The organism is Thermosporothrix sp. COM3 (genome assembly GCF_059696735.1).
In genome coordinates, this window is the sequence record NZ_AP019376.1 from 6,523,745 (window position 1) to 6,543,378 (window position 19,634).

The following is a 19,634-nucleotide window of genomic DNA, read 5'->3' on the forward strand; positions in this document are numbered from 1 at the left end:
AGGTACGATGAGAGGAGAAGGTATGATGGATACTCCAATAGAGAAAGAAAGAGAAGACGAACTGGAAGCCCTGTTAGAGGTTACTCCTGCTCTGGCACAGAAGCGCAGAAGCCAGGCCAGAATTATTCTCGATCGCTTCCTACGCAATCGTACAGCAACGATCGGGGCGTCTTTTCTGATCCTGCTCTTTCTGTTTTGTTTTATCGGCCCTTTTCTGACCGGTCACACAAATCCGAATCAGCCCAACCTGCTGGCTCCTGATGCGGCGCCAAGCCTGGCCTATCCCTTTGGGGCAGACGACGTCGGGCGTGATCTGCTGGCACGGGCCGCAGTAGGTGGGCAGGTGTCCTTGCTGGTCGGACTTGCTTCAATGCTGGTTGCGATCCTGCTAGGAACGGCAATCGGCGCGATTGCGGGCTATTATGGCAAACTGCTGGATAATATTCTGATGCGCATCACTGATGTGTTCCTGGCGGTGCCGACGTACCTGTTGCTGTTTGTGCTCTCTGCCTCGTTTACGAACGGGTCGGTCTATAGCATCATCGTGCTAATCTCCATTTTCGGTTGGACAACGGCGGCACGTCTGGTGCGCGGCGAGTTTCTGGCCCTGAAGGAGCGTGAATATGTGATGGCGGCACGAACAGTAGGCGCGAAAGACTTTCGGCTGATGTTCCGTCATATTCTGCCCAATGCCATTGGCCCAATCATTGTCAATGCAACGCTTCTGGTCGGTCAGAATATTATTCTTGAGTCGGTCCTGAGCTACTTTGGCTTCGGGGTACAGGCTCCTTTCCCGAGCTGGGGTAGCCTTATCAGTGATGGACAGGGGCAGATTAACACAGATCCCAAGCTCGTCTTCATTCCCGGTATCCTCATTTTCCTGACTGTGTTGAGCTGTAATCTGGTTGGCGATGGCTTGCGCGATGCCTTTGACCCGCATATGACAGAGCGTTAGGAGCGAGAGGTGAGAACATGGGCAAATATCTGCTTGAGGTACAGGACCTCAAAACATACTTCAAGGTGAAGCAGGGATATGTGCGGGCTGTTGATGGGGTCAGTTTCGCGATCGCACCGGGGGAACGCGTGGCGATTGTTGGCGAGAGCGGTTGTGGGAAAAGTGTCACGGCGCTCTCGATTATGCGGCTGGTGGCGCAACCTCCTGGAGAGTATAAGGGGGGGAGCATCCTGTTTGAGGATATGGATCTGCTGGACCAGCCCGAGAGCGTGATCTGTAAGATTCGCGGGGCGAAGATCGGTATGATCTTTCAGGATCCGATGACCTGCTTGAATCCAACAATGACGGTAGGCAAGCAGATCGCGGAGGGGCTGCGTCTGCATCTGAAAATCCGTCCTGATGAGGCGCGGAAACGAGCAATTACCCTGCTGGAACAGGTAGGGATCCCGGCGGCAGCAGAGCGTTATCACTCCTACCCGCATCAGTTCAGTGGTGGCATGCGGCAGCGTGTGATGATCGCGATCGCGCTGGCGTGTAACCCGAAACTCCTGATTGCCGATGAGCCGACCACAGCGCTGGATGTTACCGTCCAGGCCCAGATTCTGGAATTGATGAACGGAATCTGCCGCGAGTTCGGCACCGCTTTGATGTTGATTACGCATGACCTGGGCGTGGTCGCGGGTATGACGGATCGCGTGGTTGTGATGTATGCCGGGAAGGTCGTTGAAGAGGCTCCCACAGAGGAACTGTTTGCCAATCCACGGCACCCCTATACGCTCGGGTTGCTGGAATCAGTGCCACGTCTGGATCAGGTGAGGGACGAAGAGCTTCGCACGATTGAGGGTGCGCCTCCCGACCTGCTTGCGCCTCCGCCCGGTTGCCCGTTTATGCCGCGCTGTGCTTTTGCCCGAAAGCAGTGTCTGACCATGCCTCCACTGGATCCTCTCCCCAAAAACGAGCAGCATCGTAAGGCCTGCTGGTTTGATATCACGGATCCAAAAGTGCAGGAGTATGCTGAGCGGCGACGGGCAGCTATGGAGGCGCTCAAGGCGAAAGCGCTGGAAACGACCGGGAACAAAACGGTGACGAGCTAAAGAAGGAGCGTGTATGATGGCTGATACGCTGGTTGAGAAGCAAACGCTATTGCAGGTGGAGAACCTGAAATTATACTTTCCGCTCTATCGTGGACTGATTTTGCAGCGCGTCACCGGGCATGTGCGGGCCATTGATGGCGTCAGCTTCAGTATTGAGCGCGGCCAGACGCTCGGGCTGGTCGGCGAGAGTGGTTCGGGCAAGACGAGCGTGGCGCGAGCGCTTGTGCGCCTCTATAAGCCGACTGAGGGCCGGATCTATTTTGATGGCAAGGATCTGGCTACACTTGAGGGCGAGGCTTTACGCAACATGCGGCAACGCATCCAGATGATCTTTCAGGATCCCTACGCGTCGTTGAACCCGCGCTTCACGATTGCCTCATTGATCGCGGAGCCAATGGTTATCTACAGGTACGGCTCGAAGCAAGAAATACAGGATCGTGTGCTAGAGCTCTTGCGGGTTGTGGGGCTGCGTCCCGAGTACGCTGATCGCTATCCTCATGAGTTTAGCGGCGGACAGCGGCAACGCATTGCGATTGCCCGGGCGCTGGCTATTCAACCCGAATTTGTGATCGCTGACGAACCGGTGTCGGCGCTGGATGTCTCGGTTCGTGCTCAGGTCTTGAATCTGCTGCGCCAGTTACAGCGGCAATTCTCCCTGACCTACCTGTTTATCTCGCATGACTTGAGTGTGGTGCGTCATTTCGCTGATCGTATCGCTGTGATGTATCTCGGTAAAATAGTTGAGCTTGCTGACCGTGACGAGCTTTATGCCGTACCCAGGCATCCGTATACGAAGGCGCTCCTTTCGGCGGTGCCGATCCCCGATCCGAAGGTAGAGAAGCGAAGAAGCCGGATTATCCTGTCCGGCGATCTACCGAGTCCGATCAATATTCCATCGGGGTGCCGCTTCCATACACGGTGCCCGATGGCACAGGAGATTTGCCGTAAGGAGGAGCCGCGTTTTGAGCCGAAGGGGAATGGGACGCATTACGCCGCCTGCCATTTCTCCGATAAGGTTTCAGGTACTGAAGATGCATAAAAAAAAGGGCTGGCACATTGCCAGCCCGCTACTGTACTTTGACCGTTCCGAGTGGATAACTTCCGTCGTTCTGGCGGCCCTGATTTGCCAGCTCAAGCGGCGCATAGTACTGGTTGGGGTCAACAACTTGAACAGTAACGGTATAGTCTCCTTTTGCCAGATTTGCGGGCAGCATGAACTGATCGCTCACGCTGAGCGGCTCACCCGGAAAGACCGAGCGAAGATCGACCTGTGAACTTTGTTGCCAGGCGACAACTCCACTTGCGTTGCGCAACTGAAGCAAAACCTGCCAGGGATGATAGGTCGGAGCTATGTTGGTATTTATCCATTGTGCTGTGACGGTGAATGGTTGCCCAACAAGCAGCATTCCGGGCAAGCTGATGCTCTTGAGAGACAGCCGGTAGCCCGAGACTCGGTAGATCTCTGTCAGCAGCGCCTTTTGTTGCGCGTTCAGTCCGTCAAAGCCTGAGATGTTGCCGCCGCCATCGCCAATAATCGAGGCGTGATAGGTTTTGACATCCTGAAGTGCCTGCGTGAAGTCGGCATCCGGGCAGAACTCGAAGTACAGGGGCGCTGTCTGCCAGCGAGCGCCTGCCAGCGGGTTCCCATCCAGCACTTCTTTACCTCCACCAATACCGGGTGTGCCCAGACAGTCAATACGAATGCCGATCGGGTATGCTCTTTGCAGGCTAAGCGCGTAATTGAGCGAGTCCTGATGGCTGACCATCATAAAGAAACGCTTGTTCGAGAAGGCCTGCACCTGAATATCGATCAGTGCCTGTCGGTTTTCCGGAGTCATTGTCTCCCCGCCACAGGCCTCATTCCATTCTCCCCAACAGCCATACAGGCTCATATCCAGCCAGCTCAGGCGTGGATCGGTATTGTAGCGTTGTGCCAGCGCTGTGAAAAGGGCGCGAGCACTTTCAAGGTACTGCTGGTCGTTATAACTCACGCCTTTCATGTAGTCCGGGAGGCAGTCATGTCCGGGAAAATTGGGCATAATGCGGAAACCGAAGGTATAGCCTGCGGCGGCGGCTGTTGCCAGTGCCTGATCGATCAGACCGTAGTTGATCTGGCCTTTTTGAGGCTCCACTTCACGCCAGCACCAGCGTGAATAGCGATCGGTGAGCGGCCAGCCGGGTGGGGGAGCCTCTCCGCCGAAGTACTGAGGGCCGCGCATGGGATTGCTCAATTCCGTGCTGGCTCCTAGCAGTGGCGGTGTAAAGGAGACCGTAGGGCCAACCGTCGACTGTGGCTCGTCTTCTGGCTGGTGCCCTTCGACAGTCAGGCCAAAGGTCGTGATCTTCGGTGCACAGGAAGGCTGACAGGTTGCTGTTACTGTGACACTCGCGGCGGGGTGAGAGGGTTTGGTTGGTTGTCCGAGAAGTTGTAGCGCGATTCCCCCTCCAACTAATAAGACCGCAACGAGAACAAGTGCAGTACAGATGAGAAGTAGCGGTCTGGTTTTGCTGCGTCGTGCTGCTGTTTGCTGTTGCTTACGCCCCTTCATGGCGATCCCCCTTACAGCGTGAAAAATCCCTTATCCCTACATAGGATACCCGCCAATTGATGTATTTAAATGCCTTTCCAGGTGAATTAGTACTAAAAGGCACTTCAATGGGGAGGATGCCAGAAGAAGAGACGCGCGAGAGGCCGCGCGTCTCCAGAAGGCTTGTTTGCTGTTTTAGTGAGGCAGGAAAATCAGCAGGAGCAAGAACAGAACGGCGAAGATGTATACCAGCGGGTGGATCTGACGCCATTTGCCCTGTGCCAGCTTCAGCACTGGATAGAAGACAAAGCCAAGCGCAATACCATTTGCGATGCTATTGGTCAGCGGCATGGTCAGGATGACCAGGAACGCGGGGAAGGCTTCATCAAAATCACTCCAGTTGATATGCTGAACATGTCCAACCATCAGCGAGCCAACGATCACCAGCGCCGGGGCGGTGATGGCCGGAACTGAAGAGACCGCCTGCACAACCGGGAAGAAGAACATTGAGATGATAAAGAGCACGGCAACCGTCAATGCGGTCCAGCCACTGCGGCCACCGGCTGCGATACCGGCTGCGGACTCAACGTAGGCAGAGGTCGGCGTGGTACCGAAGATGGAGCCAACCAGCGTTGCGATTGAGTCGGCGACAAAGGCGCGACCCGCACGCGGCAGGTTGCTGCCATCTTTCATCAGGCCCGCCTGTTTTGCCAGGCCAAGTACAGTCCCTGTCGTGTCAAAGATCGTGACCAGCACGAAGGTGAAGACGGCGGCATAGAGTCCGTACTGAATGATATCGCCGATCGCGCTGACCGGGTTCCAGACGACCAGTTCAGGGGTAGGTGGCAGCTTGACGACTCCATCAAAGTGGAGGTTCCCCAGAAAGAATGAGATGATACCGGTAATAACCATGCCAATAAAGAGAGCGCCATGCACGCGGAATGCCATGAGCGCAACGGTAACCAGCAGACCGAGCAGCGCCAACAGGACAGCCTCGCTATGCAGGTTGCCCAGGCGCACCAGGTTAGTGGGATCAGCGGCGATAATCCCGGCCTGACGCAGACCGATAAAGGCAATAAAAAGCCCGATACCTGCGGTGATTGCATGCTTCAGGTTATCGGGTATGGCGTTAATCAGATGAGTACGTAATGGTGTAAGTGAAAGGATCACGAACAGGATACTGGCTATAAAGACCGTGGCAAAAGCAATATGATAGTCTAATGGCTTTCCCTGATGCGTCGCAACGGTAAAGGCAAAATAAGCGTTCATACCCATACCGGGGGCCACTGCAATCGGATAGTTGGCATAGAAAGCCATCAACAGACAACCGACGATAGAGGCTGCAATTGTCGCGATAAAGACAATATCGAAGGGAACGCCAGCCTGTTTAAGCAGCGTGGGATTCACGACGATGATGTAGGCCATCGTTACAAAGGTGGTCACACCTGCGAGAATCTCGCGCTTGAGTGAAACTTCTCCGTTCTTGAGGGATTGAAACATCGACACAGTTATGAATCCTTACCAAAATAATAAACTCTCCTCCTATCTCGACGCTGATAAGAGGAGGGTACACCTTTTCTCAACAGCAAGATTCTATCGCATAGCGCTATAGAAAATCAAGGGAAGGGAGCGGCCAGCCCGGGTGAGCGAGCTGCATGCTCTTCGCATGAATGCGAACTCTGGAAGGGGGTGAAATTGTATGCAAGGAGTCCCCCAAATGGATGGCTTGCGGTATCAGGAAGCTGTGGGCGGTCGTCTGGCTCCAGAGGCGTGTTGAGAAACATGGATAGAGCGAGAGAGGGAAAAGAAAAAAGCCTGGATAGAATGGGATCCAGGCTTGTGGCGGAACCGACGGGATTCGAACCCGCGATCTCCTGCGTGACAGGCAGGCGTGTTAGGCCTCTACACCACGGCTCCAGGGTGAAAAAAATCTGGATGATTGCTCATCCAGAAAAGAAGCGGAACCGACGGGATTCGAACCCGCGATCTCCTGCGTGACAGGCAGGCGTGTTAGGCCTCTACACCACGGCTCCATGCTTACTCTTTTGTCTGAGCGGCGTTTTTTCTTCGCGTCGCCTTGACGGGGATAATAATAACAGACTACTCTGGCCTTGTCAAGCGTTTTTCACAACATCTTTGAAAAATTTTCCACGATTTGCCCCGGTCTTCTTCAGCTAATTCCTGTTGCGTCTCCGTATACTGATATAGATACCTGTCAATTTCATTTCTGCACTGCATCTTAAAAAGGACCGTGTTTCTCTCGGAGGACATATGGATACTCGCACTGCTTCTCAGCATATCACGCTGCGTGTTGTTTGCCCTATCTGTGCGGCATTCTATGTTCCTGCCGCTCTTTCTCCTGTTGATCAGTTACTGGCGACTCCTGAGAACATGGCGGCCTCGTTGCTCAGTATTTCCTCTTTTTGCTATCGCTGTCGTCGTCCTGCCTGTCCCTGTTGTTGGGTTGAGCCACTACAGCTATGTGCTGCCTGCGTATGTGAGACGGACCCACGCTATATGCTGCCACCAATTCCGGATGTCTCAATGCCCTTTGCCTCTGTGCCGTTATCTCTCTTCTGTGTGGAGGCAGGGCGTTTTGTTGAGCTGCATTTTGATGAGGCTATGCCGATAGAACAGAGTGAGGAAGAAGAGCGTATCAGCACTTTGCCCTATACAACGGTAGAGTTGCGGCAGGCCATTCAGCGGGCAAAGAGAAAAGAGCCTGATGCGCTGGAAGAGCAAACGACGGTTGTTGTGCGTCGGCGCCACTCATATCGTTTCTTCTGGCTGTTTTTTATAGGTGTATTTGCAGTTATAATAGGACTAATTGTTGCTTCTCTTCTTCGAGTGGAAGTTAATTCGTTTGTGAATCATGTGCTTCATATTAATGTGCGAGAACTCATAGCTGCGCTCTGGCTATGGGTAATACAGTATTTTCGTTAGAAAGGAAGTCTTTATGCATTATGGGATATGATATTCTTGTTGATGGATATAATGTTATTAAAAATAATGAAATGTATCGCCAGCTTGAGCTGAAGAGGCTCGCTCTGGCACGAGAAACCTTGATTCGTAACCTGAAGAACCGGTACCTTCACTATGATGGGCGGGTCACCGTCGTATTTGATGGAAGTGATAAAAGGGAACAGGTAACGCACGAAGAGCATATTTGTATTATTTATACCCGCTATGGTGAGACTGCGGATAGTGTGATCGTTCGTCTGGCAGCGGAAGCCAGAGCCGCTGGACGGAAAGTGATGATGTACAGTGATGATGCAGAGGTGAAAGAAGCCGTCACCGAGCAGGGAGGCAAGTCACATAGTACGGGCACCCTGACAAACCACCTGAGCGCTCCCCCCCGTGATCTGGCACAGCGTGTTGCTCACCGCCAGAAGGTTCGCCGCATGTATGGCCTTGATCCCCATTGGAAGTATATTGAGGATGATGAGGAAGAAAATCGTTCCCCTCAGCGAAAGAAGAAAAAGAAACGGCGATGAGCGCAAAAGGGTGGCCCAGGAAACCATTGTCCCTGGGCCTGTTGCTTTTATTTGGTGCCTGCCGAGGTAATTTCTTTGGTTTGGGTTCCGGGGGCGGTAGCAAGCTGATTTCTGGGGGCGCTGGAATTGGATTTCCCCAGGCGGGTACGAGTTACCCAGGTGAAGGCCTCAAACACAATCTTCTTTGACATCTTCGATTTACCAACGCGACGATCCATAAAGACAATTGGCGTCTCAACGATCTTAAAGCCATGCTTCATGACACGGTAAGCCAGCTCAATCTGGAAAGCGTAGCCCTGCGACTCGACAGTGTCGAGATCAATCGTTTCCAGTACGCGCCGCCGATAGCAGCGGTAGCCCGCGGTGCAGTCCTTTACCGGGATACCAAGCATGAAGCGTGCAAAGATGTTGCCACAGCCGCTGATCATCCGTCGCACAAATGACCAGTTCGGGGTGTCGCCGCCCGGGATGTAACGTGAGCCGATGACAAGATCGGCGTCTTCGATTTCGCGCAGGAAGTTTGGCAGGTATTTGGGGTCATGCGAGAAGTCGGCGTCCATCTCAAACGCTGCGTCATACTCATGCTCGATCGCATACTTGAACCCGGCGATATAAGCGGTCCCCAGACCAAGCTTTCCGGCCCGATGCAGCACGTGCACGCGAGGATCTTCTTTGCTGATCTCATCAGCCAGTTTACCGGTACCATCAGGGGAATTGTCGTCCACGACAAGAATATCGGTTTTGGGAGCATATGAGAAAATAGAATCCAGCAAAGACCGTAAGTTGTCGTATTCGTTATAGGTTGGAATAATAATCAGTGTCTTCATAAAAATCTTCTCTCCGCTACTGACCGTGCCGATTGTTGTTCGGCTGCCGGTAATTTGCATTATTTAGTATGAGTTACCTCTGCTAGCCCGTTCTTTGTATTTCCCGCCTGCGTTGTTCGATACAGGATGAGTGCTATTCCACCCAGAAAGAGCCCGAACCAGAGGGTACAGAACCGGATCAGGATCGTTGCTGCTCCTGCGATTGTCGCTGATGCTGTCACCAGAAACTGGGTAAGCCCCACTATACTACCATCGGTAGTCCCTAGCCCTCCTGGGAGCGTAGAAGCGGAACCAACGAGCGAGGAGACCGCAAGGATAAAGATAGATTTCAACAGGAGGTCTCCACCTGCGCTGACTCCTGATCCGAGATAAACGAAATAAAGTGCCAGACATTCCCCGGTCCACGAGATGACGCCGAGCAGAACTGCGAGGCAGAGTGGCTGCCAGCGTAGCAGAAGAAATGCGCTTTCATAAAAATCTCGTAACCAGTGAACGATAGGCGAGACAAGCGGTATCCTCTCTCCGTGACGCAGAAGCGCAAGAGAAAGTTTTCTGTTTTGAATAATAATAATACCTCCGAGCCCGCCAATAAAGAGAATCAGTAATATTTGCCATCCGAACCGGTACTGCATCAATCCTACTCCAGCAAGAAGGAGCATTGCAATACCATCGGTGAGCCGCTCAGCAACGATGATTGGCGCTGTCTTGCGGATTGCCGTCCCTGTACGCTCTTTTAAAAGATAGGACTTCAGGAGTTCTCCCACTTTGCCGGGTGTAATTGCCATTGAGAGTCCGGCAAGGAAAATCAGCAGGCTGGGCCAGAGCTTGAGCGGAATCGCAAGCAGATGGAGGTAAAAATGCCATTTAACGAAACGAAGCGCATAGTTGCAGAGCGTCAACCCCAGGATCAGCGGTAGCATCTCCCAGTGAAAATGAAGGAGTGCCTGTAGCAGGCGGGAGGCATCCGCATAAAGGAGAATGGTGACTACAACGGCAAAAGCCAGAAGCAGCGAAACCAGTATTCCAGATCTGAGCTTCTTATCTCTGAACAAAATGGGCTCCGTTTTTAGCCTGGTATCACATACAGGATACCGATTATGAGAATGGTACAGATCAAGACGGTTAATAACAAATGTCGGTCACGAAGAAGGACTTCCTCTGGACTTCCTCCCTCCTGCTTCATATAAACGAGATAAAGGTACCGAAAGATACCATATAGGACCAGCGGTATAGTTACTGTGAGTCGCTGGTTCCCGGTCGGGCCCTGGACGGTATAGAGGCTGTAGGCCATGATCGTGCAGGTGACGACAATGGTAATCATCTGGTCCAGCATCGGAATGCTGTATTCTTTCAAGATTTTGCGGTGGTTGCTCGCGTTCCCCTCAAGCAGTACCAACTCGTTGCGGCGCTTGCTGAGCGCCAGGAAGAGCGATAGCAGACAGGTGACCATGACCAGCCAGGGAGAGATATGCACCGGGGTTGCGAAGGCACCGCCAAGGATACGCAGCACGAAGCCGCTGGCAATGATAAAGATATCGATCAGGACTACCTGCTTGAGCCAGAAGTTATAGAGCACCATCACGGCCAGATAGGCGGCAAGCGTTAGCACAAAGAGCAGATTGGCCCCGCCGATGCTTTGATAGCTGTCGTGACGTGGTGGATAGGGAATAAACAGGAGCAGCCCGGCAAAGAGCATTCCACCCAGAAAGAGCCCACTGAGTGCGGCGAGCGCCCAGGGAATAGAGACTTGCCCGGAGGCAAGCGGGCGTTTTCGTTTGGTCGGGTGATGACGGTCATTTTCGATATCACAGATATCGTTCAGTATGTAGATACAACTGGAAATACAGCAGAAAGTCAGAAAGGCCAGACAGGTTCTTTCAAACTCGGCCAGGTTGAAAAGGCGCTGTGCAAAAACAATACCGATAAAAACGGTGATATTCTTTGTCCATTGTCTGGGACGTATCAGGAGAAGCAAGGCCCACAGTCGTTGACGCAATGCAATGTGCTCTGATTGTGGCAGAAGGCACCGGGTGTCTTGAGTGTCTTTTGTCCGTTGCTTTGTTGTCTTGTTCAAGAATTCCAGAGCCTCCGACAAGATATGCTTCGATGAATGGTGGTGGTACCAGGAAAAGGGGGTGACGCTGCATCGAGACACCTTTATTTGTGTTCAGTATATCGAATTAAGGAAGAGACCACTTGCCCGGCTGGACATGGCCTCTTGTCAGAACGTGTGGCAGTTGTATGGCATCTCGTGACGTATCGCGTGCTAGTAGATACGGCGCTTCAGGTCCGCGAGCCGATGAAGCGTGATCCGATGTTTGTCTGTGCTGATGAATTGTTTGTCGGTAAAGTAGCCAAGCACTTTATTGACGCTTTCGCGGGAGGCTCCGACCATTGAGGCCAGTTCCTGCTGTGTCAGGCGCACATCGATACGAATGCCTGTTTCGACTTTCACACCGTGGGTATTGGCGAGTTCAAGCAGTTTTTTCGCGACACGCCCATAGACATCAAGGAAGATCAGGTCTTCTACCTGCTGGTCTGTGTTGCGCAGACGTTTGGAGAGGACTTCTAATACCTTGATTGCTATCAGAGGGTTCTTCATGATGGCTTTGTGAAAGTCGGAGCGTTGGAGGGTATAGCATTCTACTTTCTCCAAAGCAATTGCATCAGTGGAACGACCTAACCCGTCAAGTAGAGCCAGTTCGCCGAAATACTCGCCTTTGCCAAACACAACAAGCGAGATTTCCTGCCCCTCTGGACTGATCAGGCAGATTTTGACTTTTCCTTCCTTGATGATATAGAGGACCTGTCCTGGATCATCCCTGTGAAAAATGACCTCACCTGAACGGAATGTCCGTTTCCGAGCGACGTTTGATAACTCCTGTATATCTGCGTCACTAAGTCCCGCAAAGAGGTCTACTTGCTTGAGGTAGGTGATTTCGCTTTCTGCCTCCATCGCTTTTCCCTTCTCTCCGTAGAACTTGATCTCTTCTCTCCGTGCAGCCATGATAGCATAACAATTGCCGACATGCAATTAGGGAGATATCGCCTGTTGCTCCGTTCCCCGGAGGAAGGGGTCTCTGTGGTAGTGACCCTGGATGTGTGCTATAATAATCAGAGTTAATAGGTAGGAATTACATCTTTTCTTCGTTATCCATTCATCTTACGAGAAGGAGAGCAGCACTGAGCATGCAAAAGCCAGAAGTGCTGCTATGAGGATAAGCAATGCCCGAGACTCTACAAACAATTACTCCAGACATGGTGATCCATGATGTGGTAACGAAATATCCTGCCACTGTAAAGATCTTTCATGGACATGGGCTGCCCTGTACAGCCTGTTCCGTTGGCGCTCGTGAAAGTATTGCCGGTGGCGCACGTACCCATCGCTTCTCTCCTGAGAAGCTGGATCTCCTTGTAAAAGATCTGAATGCCGTGATTAAGGGTGAGCCTGTTTCTGTCGCTCCAAAGAAGGCACCTGTTGGCCGCGGTATTCCTATCAACGTGCTTGGTGGTGGCGATGCCAATCGTCCGATCAAGCAGGTGATCGCGATTATGAGCGGTAAGGGCGGCGTCGGTAAGTCGCTTGTGACCGGCCTGCTGGCTGTCTCGCTGCGTCGTCAGGGACAGCGCGTCGGTATTCTGGACGGTGATATTACTGGCCCGAGCATCGCGCGTATGTTTGGCACCACCGGTCACCCCACAAAGACCGCGAACGGCGGCATTGAGCCGTTGAAGAGTAAAGGCGGGGTCAAGGTAATGTCAATGAACATGTTCCTTGAGAATGAGAGCGACCCCGTTGTCTGGCGTGGCCCTATGGTCTCCAGCGCGATCAAACAGTTCTATAGCGACGTCGATTGGGGACAGCTTGATTATTTGCTGGTCGACCTCCCGCCTGGAACCTCCGACGCGCCGATGACCGTCATGCAGGCACTGCCGGTTGACGGTGTGGTGATTGTGTCCTCGCCGCAGATGCTGGCGACGATGGTCGTTATGAAGTGTGTTCACATGGTGCGCCATCTCAAGGGAACCATTGTCGGCGTCGTTGAGAACATGTCCTACTTCGAGACTCCGAACAACGAGCGCTATGAGATCTTTGGACCGAGCAATGCAACCGAGCTCGTGTCTGTGACCGGTGCGCCGCTTCTTGGTCAGTTGCCGATCGATCCTGCGCTGACCTCTCTGTGTGACTCTGGCCGAGTTGAAGAATACTACTCGGAGGCCTATGAGGCACTGGCAGCGAATTTCGTCAATACACTGAAGATTAAGCGGTAATGAAGCATACTCTCCATGTGAGAGCGATTCTCGAAAATGAAGAGTCGCTCTTTCGCATGGAGAGCAACAATCCCCGGAGGCACTATGCTGTAACACAAGCAATACCTTTGTCTCTATCTGCTTTGCCTGTCTGAAGCCCGGTTCTGGCGCTTCGGTATCTTTTCCTCTGCCTTTTTTCTCCGCCCCCGTGCTCCTCCTGTCTTTCTCTCTATCTGGTTGTGTTTGGAAGAAGAAAAGAGAGAAGAAGGAGAGATGCATGATACTCAAACAGCTTGTCGACATTCATACTGAACATATCCCGCAGCTTCAGCTCTTGATTAACTCCCATCTGGAGACGCTGGTCCCTGGTTGGGCGCTTCCTGTTTCCTTTATTGCTTCCCGGCTGGAACGCGACCCGTGGCAAATTGTGCTTGATCCCTGGGTCCAGGAACGGAGAACGCTTGGCGTGCTGGTACAGGATCGTGTAGTTGCGGCTGCCCATCTGCTCAGATACCGTGATGATGCGACGGTTCCCGAGAGTTATCGCAATGTCGGTGACGTGGCCTGGCTTCTTTTCTGGCCGGGTGCTGCGGACGCGGCCCGGATGCTCCTTGATGCGGCTCATCAACAGATGGAGGCGTGGCGAGTGCGCTTTTGCTATGCATGGGGCCAGGGGCTTCCCATAGGACCATTCGCGGGCATCCCTGAGGTCTGGGGGCATATTGAGGCCCTTTTCCGAGGTGCTGGTTATCAGGGAGGCGAGGACCACGACACGAACCTGATTCTCTATGCCGGTCCTGTTGGGGTATATGATGCTGATCCCGATGTGCGTCGAGAGGTAGGACGAATTGAGGGAACCGGTTTTCAAATGGTGAAAGAGGAACAGGTGATAGGGCATTGCGAGTTTGTCTCTGACCTGTCGCGCGGTGGCCTGTTGCCTGCGTTGCGCGGTTGGGGGGAACTGGCTGAAATCGAGATCAGTGAGCAGTGGCGTAATCAGGGATTGGGGGCCCGATTACTGCAAACTGCTCTGGTCTGGCATCGATTAGGTGGCGGTCAGCGCGTGATTATTGCTACCACCTGGAACGAGCACGCGGCTGGTTCCGGGCGGTTCTATCGGCGATTTGGCCTGCACCCGCTCGCTCAGACACGCGTTGGCTGGAAGCGAGGGTAACCCTGCTTTTCAGGATGATGGCGGATTCTTTGCCTGCTCTGGCGCTTTTGTCGGGCCCCAGAGCGGGTAGGGAATCCCTGCCAGTCGGTTGATAAGAAAGGCTTGAATCGTGATCAGAATAACAGCTATCATGATGATAACAAGCTGATAAGGCGTTTTCAGGATGCCCAGTGAGACAATCAGGGTTGTCGCGCCCGCGGGAGGATGAGGCACTTTACACAGAACCATTGCTCCGGCGGTCAGACCAAGTGACAGCGCGGCTGCAATAATGCGAGGCCATGTTACTCCAACTGATAAGGCAGGGCCAGCATCTGTAAGCCCTGTAACGACCAGGCTCAGATAGCCCGCGATCAGTCCAATGGCATGCCCACAGATGGTGTTACGGGGAGAGGCCGGGGGAGCCATTGGGGTATAAAAAAAGAGAAAGGCTGTGGGGCCAAGCGAAGGAAAGATAAAGGGTGTCTTGGTAATATCAGCTACCGCACTCATAATGGCAATGCTGATACAGCCGTTGACAAAGCTGAAGAGTGACAGCACGCCTATGTTTGAGTAGCGCTTAAGCAGCCAGGGGACGCGCATGCGATTCAGCAGACCGCGCACGATATCGGACATTTGCCCGCCGATAGGGTGTTCCTTATCTATCGAAGCGTTCGGCTGTGGCTGCTTTCGTATAGGATCATTCTCACTCATGGATCACCATTCTGAATTTTCAAAGAGTTATCGCTATCTCTTTTTAGTATAGTCACGGCCGATAATACTGGAATGCTTCAGACAGAAGCAAGAAAGGAGCGAGATGTGAGGCTGAATTGGAATACTCGTGCCCTTCCGCAAGGGGCGATTGTCCTGACCACACTGGATACGCATACTGCCGGAGAGCCATTGCGCATCCTGATTGATGGACTGCCTGAGTTACCAGGCGAGACGCTGTTAGCGAAACGCGCCTATTTTGCCAGGACTTACGATCATCTTCGCCGTATGTTGATGTGGGAGCCCCGTGGGCATCATGAGATGTATGGGTGCGTGCTCACTCCTCCTTCGACCGCTGAAGCGGATCTGGGAGTCTTTTTCCTGCACAATGAGGGCTATAGTACCATGTGTGGTCATGGCGTGATCGGGTTGGTCACGGCTCTGCTGGAAACTGGTGCACTGGAACCGAAGGGGCCTCAGACACCAGTGACGTTGGAAACTCCTGCGGGGCTGGTCTATGCGACAGCTCATCTTACAGCAGATGGGCTTGTTGAGCGGGTCTCGTTCTTAAATGTCCCCTCATTCCTCTATGCGCGTGATCTGACAATTGAGCTTCCCGAAATCGGGGAGATAACGCTTGATGTAGCCTTTGGTGGGGCTTTCTATGCTATTTTGCCTGCCGAACGCGTCGGTTTGCGTGTTGTGCCTGATATGGTAACGCAATTGGCGGCAGCCGGAGAGGCGATCAAGAAAGCGGTGAATACACGTTTGAAGATCACGCATCCCACCGAAGAGGCGTTAAGCTTTCTCTATGGTACCATCTTTACTGATAGCCCTGAGGACCCCACACACCATAGTCGCAATGTTTGCATATTTGCTAACGCTGAGGTTGATCGTTCACCAACCGGGACCGGTGTGTCAGCTCGTCTGGCAGCGCTGGATGCTCGGAGAGAAATCACGGATGGTGAGCGCATTACCATTGAAAGTATTCTTGGGGCTCAGAGCACCTTTCAGGGGCGTGTCGCTGAGAGAACGACGTTTGGTACATATCAGGCTGTTGTACCTGAGGTCTCTGGAAGTGCTTTTGTCACAGGGCGACATGAGTTTCGGCTTGATCCACGCGATACCCTGGGACGTGGCTTTCTGTTCTGAGGGCAAAAAGAAGAGACCTCATAGTGTTGAGGTCTCTTTGGACTAGATCTTCTGTACCTGCAAAAAATCCACCTTCACGTTTTTTTTCCCGATGAGGGTGGGTAGACTCACTGTAACCTGGTGGTTTCGTTCATCTACGCGGATAACTGTGCCCTGGTGAAAGGAGAGCGGCCCATAGGTTACACGAACCCGGTCACCTGGCTTGAGATTGGTCATTTTCCGAAGCATCTGTGTACATCACCCTCTCTATTGTATAAAGCGTCAAAACAGGGCTCTTTGAGAGGTAATACGATCTACAACAGATTCGGGTTGTGCCCTCAGATATTCTGTGCGAAAGAACCAAGCACTTTGCAGAAGATTGAGTGTTCCGCCAGGAAGGTCAGCGCTCTGCGTACAGCGGGGTCCTCACGATGTCCGGCAATATCCAGGAAGAAGACATATTCCCAGGGACGCTGACGTGTGGGGCGTGACTCAAGTTTGAGCAGGTTAATTTTCTCTTCCGCGAGGCCGCCGAGGCACTGATAGAGCGAACCGGGCTGGTGAGCGGTAATCATCAAGAGCATGGTTTTTGCTGCTGTGGTGGGGCGTGGGGCCGGTTCCCGTCCAAGCGCGATAAAGCGGGTGTAGTTATCTTTAATGGTCTGAATGTTACTTGCCAGAATCTCCAGCCCATAGAGTTCGGCGGCGCTGGCGCTGGCGACGGCTGCAACCCCTTCAAGTTTCTCCTCGCTCACCATCTTGGCGCTTCCAGCTGTATCATAGGTGGCGACAATCTCAACGTCCAGAGATCGCAAAAAGGCATCGGATTGTGCCAGTGCTTGCGGATGAGAGATCACTCGTTTGATATCACTGATTTTCTGTCCTGGAAGGGCTAACAGGCAATGATGCACCGGGTGACTGATTTCACCGATGACAAAGAGATCATGCTGTCGAAGCAGATCATAGGTATCATTAATGCTTCCTGCCTGCGAATTCTCAACCGGAACAAGGCCATAATCGACATCGCCGGTTGCTACTGCGCGAAAGACCTCAGCAAAACTGCGGTAAGGGGTGGGCTCTACCGGGCGATTCTGCTGCTTGCCGAAATAAATCTGAGTGGCTTCATAGCCAAAGGCGCCGCGCTCTCCCTGGAATGCAACGCGTAGCGGTTTGACGTTGTGCTGTTCCTGCTTCTCTTCTTGTTGCCCCGATGCTTTCTCTGTTACTTGTGCCATGCCTGAAAAACTCCTTCTAAAAGCAAGCAAGCCCCATAGAGGGGCTTGTGCTTACTGCTCTTTTTCTATATTGAAAGAAATTGAGAGCGGAGCGGATTAACCGACTTTGTAATGCTCTTTGTGGTAATACTTCATCCCAACGCCCAGCACCTTTACCGGCTGAAGGTCAGCAAGCATGATGCGCTCACCACAGGAGGCGCAAACACGGTTGGTCAGGTGGTTGAGCTGCTCTCTATTCGCCAGTGAGGCACGAGCTGTTTTTGAAAGTTCACCCTTCTTTGGCATGGTGTCTATTCCCCTTTCGCCTTAGCATTGTCTCTACTAACATTGTCTCTCTTAAAGAGAACAACCAAACTATAACAAATCTTCCCGGAGCGCTGCAAGCTCCCATTTCTTCTCTCGTGGCCTGCATGATGGCCTTTGTGAGCAGGGCAGGAGAAATTTGTTATTTCGTGAGAACGTGTCTGTCAGATTCGTTCAACAGTATATCATAGAGACACTGTACAGACAATCTCTGACCATGTTTCCCATACTGAAACCTCTTTTTCCCAAAACGGGCCAGAAGGTCTTTGGCTTCAGGTGCGGCGAGTGTCAAGGAACTACGTGATCTGTTTTGTTATGCGACACTTTCTGAAAAGTGTCTCTTTGTGCTACTTGATGATATGCTCTATGAAGCGGTTCACAGGACCCTGCTGGAAGGGGAGAAGAACGCGTGTCAGATGCAGAGAAACCCCGATGGCGGAAAACGCTACCGGGGTTTCTGGCTATCAGGCGGGATTGAAAGTACCCGAATGTGGCTCTCATCCGGGGTATGCTGTGAGAGCCTTACATCACGCCAATTCCTTTGAGAAACATCTGAATGGCAGTAATCAGGATTACCGGTAAGAAGATGTAGCGCAGCGTCTTGCTGCTGAGCTTCATCAACAGGCGCGAACCGATGAATGCGCCCGCGAGAATACCCAGTGCGACCGGAGCAGCAACCAGCGGCAGAATGTCGCCACGCGCGAAGTAAATGGCTGCGCTGGCCGCTGCTGTGACGCCGATCATAAAGTTACTGGTGGTGGTTGAAACCTTCATCGGCAGACGCATCACCAGATCCATCGCGGTGACCTTGAATACGCCGCTACCGATACCGAGCAGGCCGGAGAGCGTTCCGGCAATGTACATAATCAGCAGTCCAATCGGTGTACGTGTCACCTGATAGGAGATCTCCCGTTTCAGATAGCGGTCGGGATAGGAAGATGAGAGCTTCAACCAGTTGGCCCAGCGGTCATTTTTGACCCCCTGTGGCACTTCTTCGCCAATCTTGAAGATCATCGGAATAGCGGTGATAATCAGAATGATCGCGAAGAGGATCGAGAGAATACCAGGTGCCAGTAGCGTCGCAAGGAAAGCGCCACTGATTGCGCCAATGGTTGTGCCAAGCTCAAGGAACATCCCGATACGCATATTGGTGACACGATCCCGGACATAGGCAGCAGCGGCTCCACTGGAAGTGGCGATTACCGAGATAATGCTGGCGCCGATGGCGTATTGAATCGGAAGCTTAAAGATCAGGGTGAGCATCGGCACGATCAGAATGCCGCCTCCCAGACCAAGCAGGGAGCCAAGCACCCCGGCAAGAATCGCTCCGAGAAAAATAAAGGCCGAGAAGCTTAGCGAGAAATTATGTGTCAGTGCTGTTGTTGGCGCGGAACTCGAACTTCCCTCTGCATTGCCTGTCAACATGCTGAAGAGCAGAATTGCCAGGACAATACATGTGATGATGACATACTGAAGGTCATGTTCCAGCGCAAAGATGATGATAGAGGCTGTCACACGAATAACCGGTGTCAGGATCAGGATAAAGAGTCCCAGGGCAATGATTGATTGCGACTGAAGAGAGAGAAGCCCGGTTAGTAGTTGCCCGAAGCTTGATGGAAAGTCAAGTAAATTGCCCCCGGCAAGACCACCTGTCCCTAGAAACAGCCCTAAGCCAAGTATGATAATCGCTGCACTGAGAAGGACCCCACCCTGCAATATCCATCCAATAATATCGTTCGCCAGCAGTCGCTTATTTTCGATGGGCGATGCGGTATCCTTTCCTGTGATTGCATCCTGCGGTGGTGTTTGTGTTGTTTTCATCTGTCTATCCTCTGGCATTGTTGCAGTAGCATACTTTCATAATATTTATTTATGATTAGAATTCGGTGAACATGGGACTTTGGCTACTGCTTTCTCTTAATGAAGACACGTTTTTGGCTCTTTCTTTGTTCTAT

The 19,634-nt window shown here is 52.5% G+C and carries 19 protein-coding genes and 2 tRNA genes; 8 read left to right on the plus strand and 13 right to left on the minus strand.

Annotated elements, in window-relative coordinates; genetic code table 11:
* The first annotated feature begins 22 nt into the window (after nucleotides 1-22).
* From KTH_RS27880 to KTH_RS27890, 3 genes are read left to right on the plus strand one after another with little or no spacing between them, the layout of a single operon-like run.
* Nucleotides 23-955, plus strand: a complete 933-nt coding sequence (locus KTH_RS27880; protein WP_497622148.1) for an ABC transporter permease — start codon at nucleotides 23-25, stop codon at nucleotides 953-955.
* 17 nt (nucleotides 956-972) lie between these two features.
* The gene (locus tag KTH_RS27885; protein ID WP_497622150.1) at nucleotides 973-2,049 is read left to right on the plus strand and encodes an ABC transporter ATP-binding protein; all 1,077 of its coding nucleotides are present in this window, start codon (nucleotides 973-975) and stop codon (nucleotides 2,047-2,049) included.
* Nucleotides 2,050-2,065: 16 nt separating this feature from the next.
* Entirely contained in the window at nucleotides 2,066-3,088 is a 1,023-nt protein-coding gene (locus tag KTH_RS27890) for an ABC transporter ATP-binding protein (protein ID WP_497623288.1), read from the plus strand.
* Between the two features lie 28 nt (nucleotides 3,089-3,116).
* Here the strand turns inward: KTH_RS27890 and KTH_RS27895 are convergent, their stop codons facing one another.
* The 4 genes from KTH_RS27895 to KTH_RS27910 form a co-directional block, all read right to left on the minus strand.
* A complete protein-coding gene (locus KTH_RS27895) occupies nucleotides 3,117-4,598 on the minus strand; it encodes a DUF4832 domain-containing protein (protein ID WP_497622152.1) in 1,482 nt (493 codons plus the stop codon).
* Nucleotides 4,599-4,772: 174 nt separating this feature from the next.
* The gene (locus tag KTH_RS27900) at nucleotides 4,773-6,077 is read right to left on the minus strand and encodes an NCS2 family permease (RefSeq protein WP_497623289.1); all 1,305 of its coding nucleotides are present in this window, start codon (nucleotides 6,075-6,077) and stop codon (nucleotides 4,773-4,775) included.
* Nucleotides 6,078-6,417: 340 nt separating this feature from the next.
* Nucleotides 6,418-6,494: transfer RNA gene (locus KTH_RS27905), tRNA-Asp, on the minus strand.
* A 42-nt stretch (nucleotides 6,495-6,536) separates the two neighbouring features.
* Nucleotides 6,537-6,610, minus strand: a tRNA-Asp gene (locus KTH_RS27910).
* Nucleotides 6,611-6,848: 238 nt separating this feature from the next.
* Here KTH_RS27910 and KTH_RS27915 point away from each other — a divergent pair.
* Together KTH_RS27915 and KTH_RS27920 are read left to right on the plus strand one after the other, a co-directional pair.
* Complete coding sequence (locus KTH_RS27915) at nucleotides 6,849-7,520, plus strand: hypothetical protein (RefSeq protein WP_497622154.1); 672 nt, start codon at nucleotides 6,849-6,851, stop codon at nucleotides 7,518-7,520.
* A 20-nt stretch (nucleotides 7,521-7,540) separates the two neighbouring features.
* Nucleotides 7,541-8,071, plus strand: a complete 531-nt coding sequence (locus tag KTH_RS27920) for an NYN domain-containing protein (protein ID WP_497622156.1) — start codon at nucleotides 7,541-7,543, stop codon at nucleotides 8,069-8,071.
* 47 nt (nucleotides 8,072-8,118) lie between these two features.
* On the opposite strand, the gene KTH_RS27925 is transcribed toward KTH_RS27920, so the two are convergent.
* From KTH_RS27925 to KTH_RS27940, 4 genes are all read right to left on the minus strand, one after another.
* Entirely contained in the window at nucleotides 8,119-8,898 is a 780-nt protein-coding gene (locus KTH_RS27925) for a polyprenol monophosphomannose synthase (RefSeq protein ID WP_497623291.1), read from the minus strand.
* Between the two features lie 59 nt (nucleotides 8,899-8,957).
* Nucleotides 8,958-9,950 carry a lysylphosphatidylglycerol synthase transmembrane domain-containing protein gene (locus KTH_RS27930; protein WP_497622158.1) on the minus strand — a complete coding sequence of 331 codons (993 nt, stop codon included), beginning with the start codon at nucleotides 9,948-9,950 and terminating at the stop codon, nucleotides 8,958-8,960.
* A 14-nt stretch (nucleotides 9,951-9,964) separates the two neighbouring features.
* Nucleotides 9,965-11,053: a decaprenyl-phosphate phosphoribosyltransferase gene (locus tag KTH_RS27935; protein ID WP_281278961.1), complete on the minus strand. Its 1,089-nt coding sequence runs from the start codon at nucleotides 11,051-11,053 to the stop codon at nucleotides 9,965-9,967.
* Nucleotides 11,054-11,164: 111 nt separating this feature from the next.
* Nucleotides 11,165-11,854 carry a Crp/Fnr family transcriptional regulator gene (locus tag KTH_RS27940; RefSeq protein ID WP_170142420.1) on the minus strand — a complete coding sequence of 230 codons (690 nt, stop codon included), beginning with the start codon at nucleotides 11,852-11,854 and terminating at the stop codon, nucleotides 11,165-11,167.
* A 269-nt stretch (nucleotides 11,855-12,123) separates the two neighbouring features.
* Between KTH_RS27940 and KTH_RS27945 the strand changes: the two genes are divergently transcribed.
* Together KTH_RS27945 and KTH_RS27950 are read left to right on the plus strand one after the other, a co-directional pair.
* A complete protein-coding gene (locus KTH_RS27945) occupies nucleotides 12,124-13,170 on the plus strand; it encodes a P-loop NTPase (RefSeq protein WP_111320236.1) in 1,047 nt (348 codons plus the stop codon).
* A gap of 256 nt (nucleotides 13,171-13,426) precedes the next feature.
* Nucleotides 13,427-14,323: a GNAT family N-acetyltransferase gene (locus KTH_RS27950; protein WP_497622160.1), complete on the plus strand. Its 897-nt coding sequence runs from the start codon at nucleotides 13,427-13,429 to the stop codon at nucleotides 14,321-14,323.
* Between the two features lie 9 nt (nucleotides 14,324-14,332).
* On the opposite strand, the gene KTH_RS27955 is transcribed toward KTH_RS27950, so the two are convergent.
* Nucleotides 14,333-15,013, minus strand: coding sequence for an HPP family protein (locus KTH_RS27955; RefSeq protein WP_497622162.1), 681 nt, complete (start codon nucleotides 15,011-15,013; stop codon nucleotides 14,333-14,335).
* A 105-nt stretch (nucleotides 15,014-15,118) separates the two neighbouring features.
* Here KTH_RS27955 and KTH_RS27960 point away from each other — a divergent pair, with 105 nt between their 5' ends.
* Nucleotides 15,119-16,162, plus strand: coding sequence for a proline racemase family protein (locus tag KTH_RS27960; protein WP_497622164.1), 1,044 nt, complete (start codon nucleotides 15,119-15,121; stop codon nucleotides 16,160-16,162).
* A gap of 42 nt (nucleotides 16,163-16,204) precedes the next feature.
* Here the strand turns inward: KTH_RS27960 and nusG are convergent, their stop codons facing one another.
* From nusG to KTH_RS27980, 4 genes are all read right to left on the minus strand, one after another.
* Nucleotides 16,205-16,390, minus strand: coding sequence for a transcription termination/antitermination protein NusG (gene nusG / locus KTH_RS27965; protein WP_111320243.1), 186 nt, complete (start codon nucleotides 16,388-16,390; stop codon nucleotides 16,205-16,207).
* A gap of 89 nt (nucleotides 16,391-16,479) precedes the next feature.
* Complete coding sequence (pheA, locus tag KTH_RS27970) at nucleotides 16,480-17,376, minus strand: prephenate dehydratase (protein WP_497622167.1); 897 nt, start codon at nucleotides 17,374-17,376, stop codon at nucleotides 16,480-16,482.
* A gap of 96 nt (nucleotides 17,377-17,472) precedes the next feature.
* The gene (locus KTH_RS27975; RefSeq protein WP_497622169.1) at nucleotides 17,473-17,661 is read right to left on the minus strand and encodes a hypothetical protein; all 189 of its coding nucleotides are present in this window, start codon (nucleotides 17,659-17,661) and stop codon (nucleotides 17,473-17,475) included.
* A 540-nt stretch (nucleotides 17,662-18,201) separates the two neighbouring features.
* Nucleotides 18,202-19,500 carry a TSUP family transporter gene (locus KTH_RS27980; protein ID WP_111320249.1) on the minus strand — a complete coding sequence of 433 codons (1,299 nt, stop codon included), beginning with the start codon at nucleotides 19,498-19,500 and terminating at the stop codon, nucleotides 18,202-18,204.
* Nucleotides 19,501-19,634: the final 134 nt, after the last annotated feature.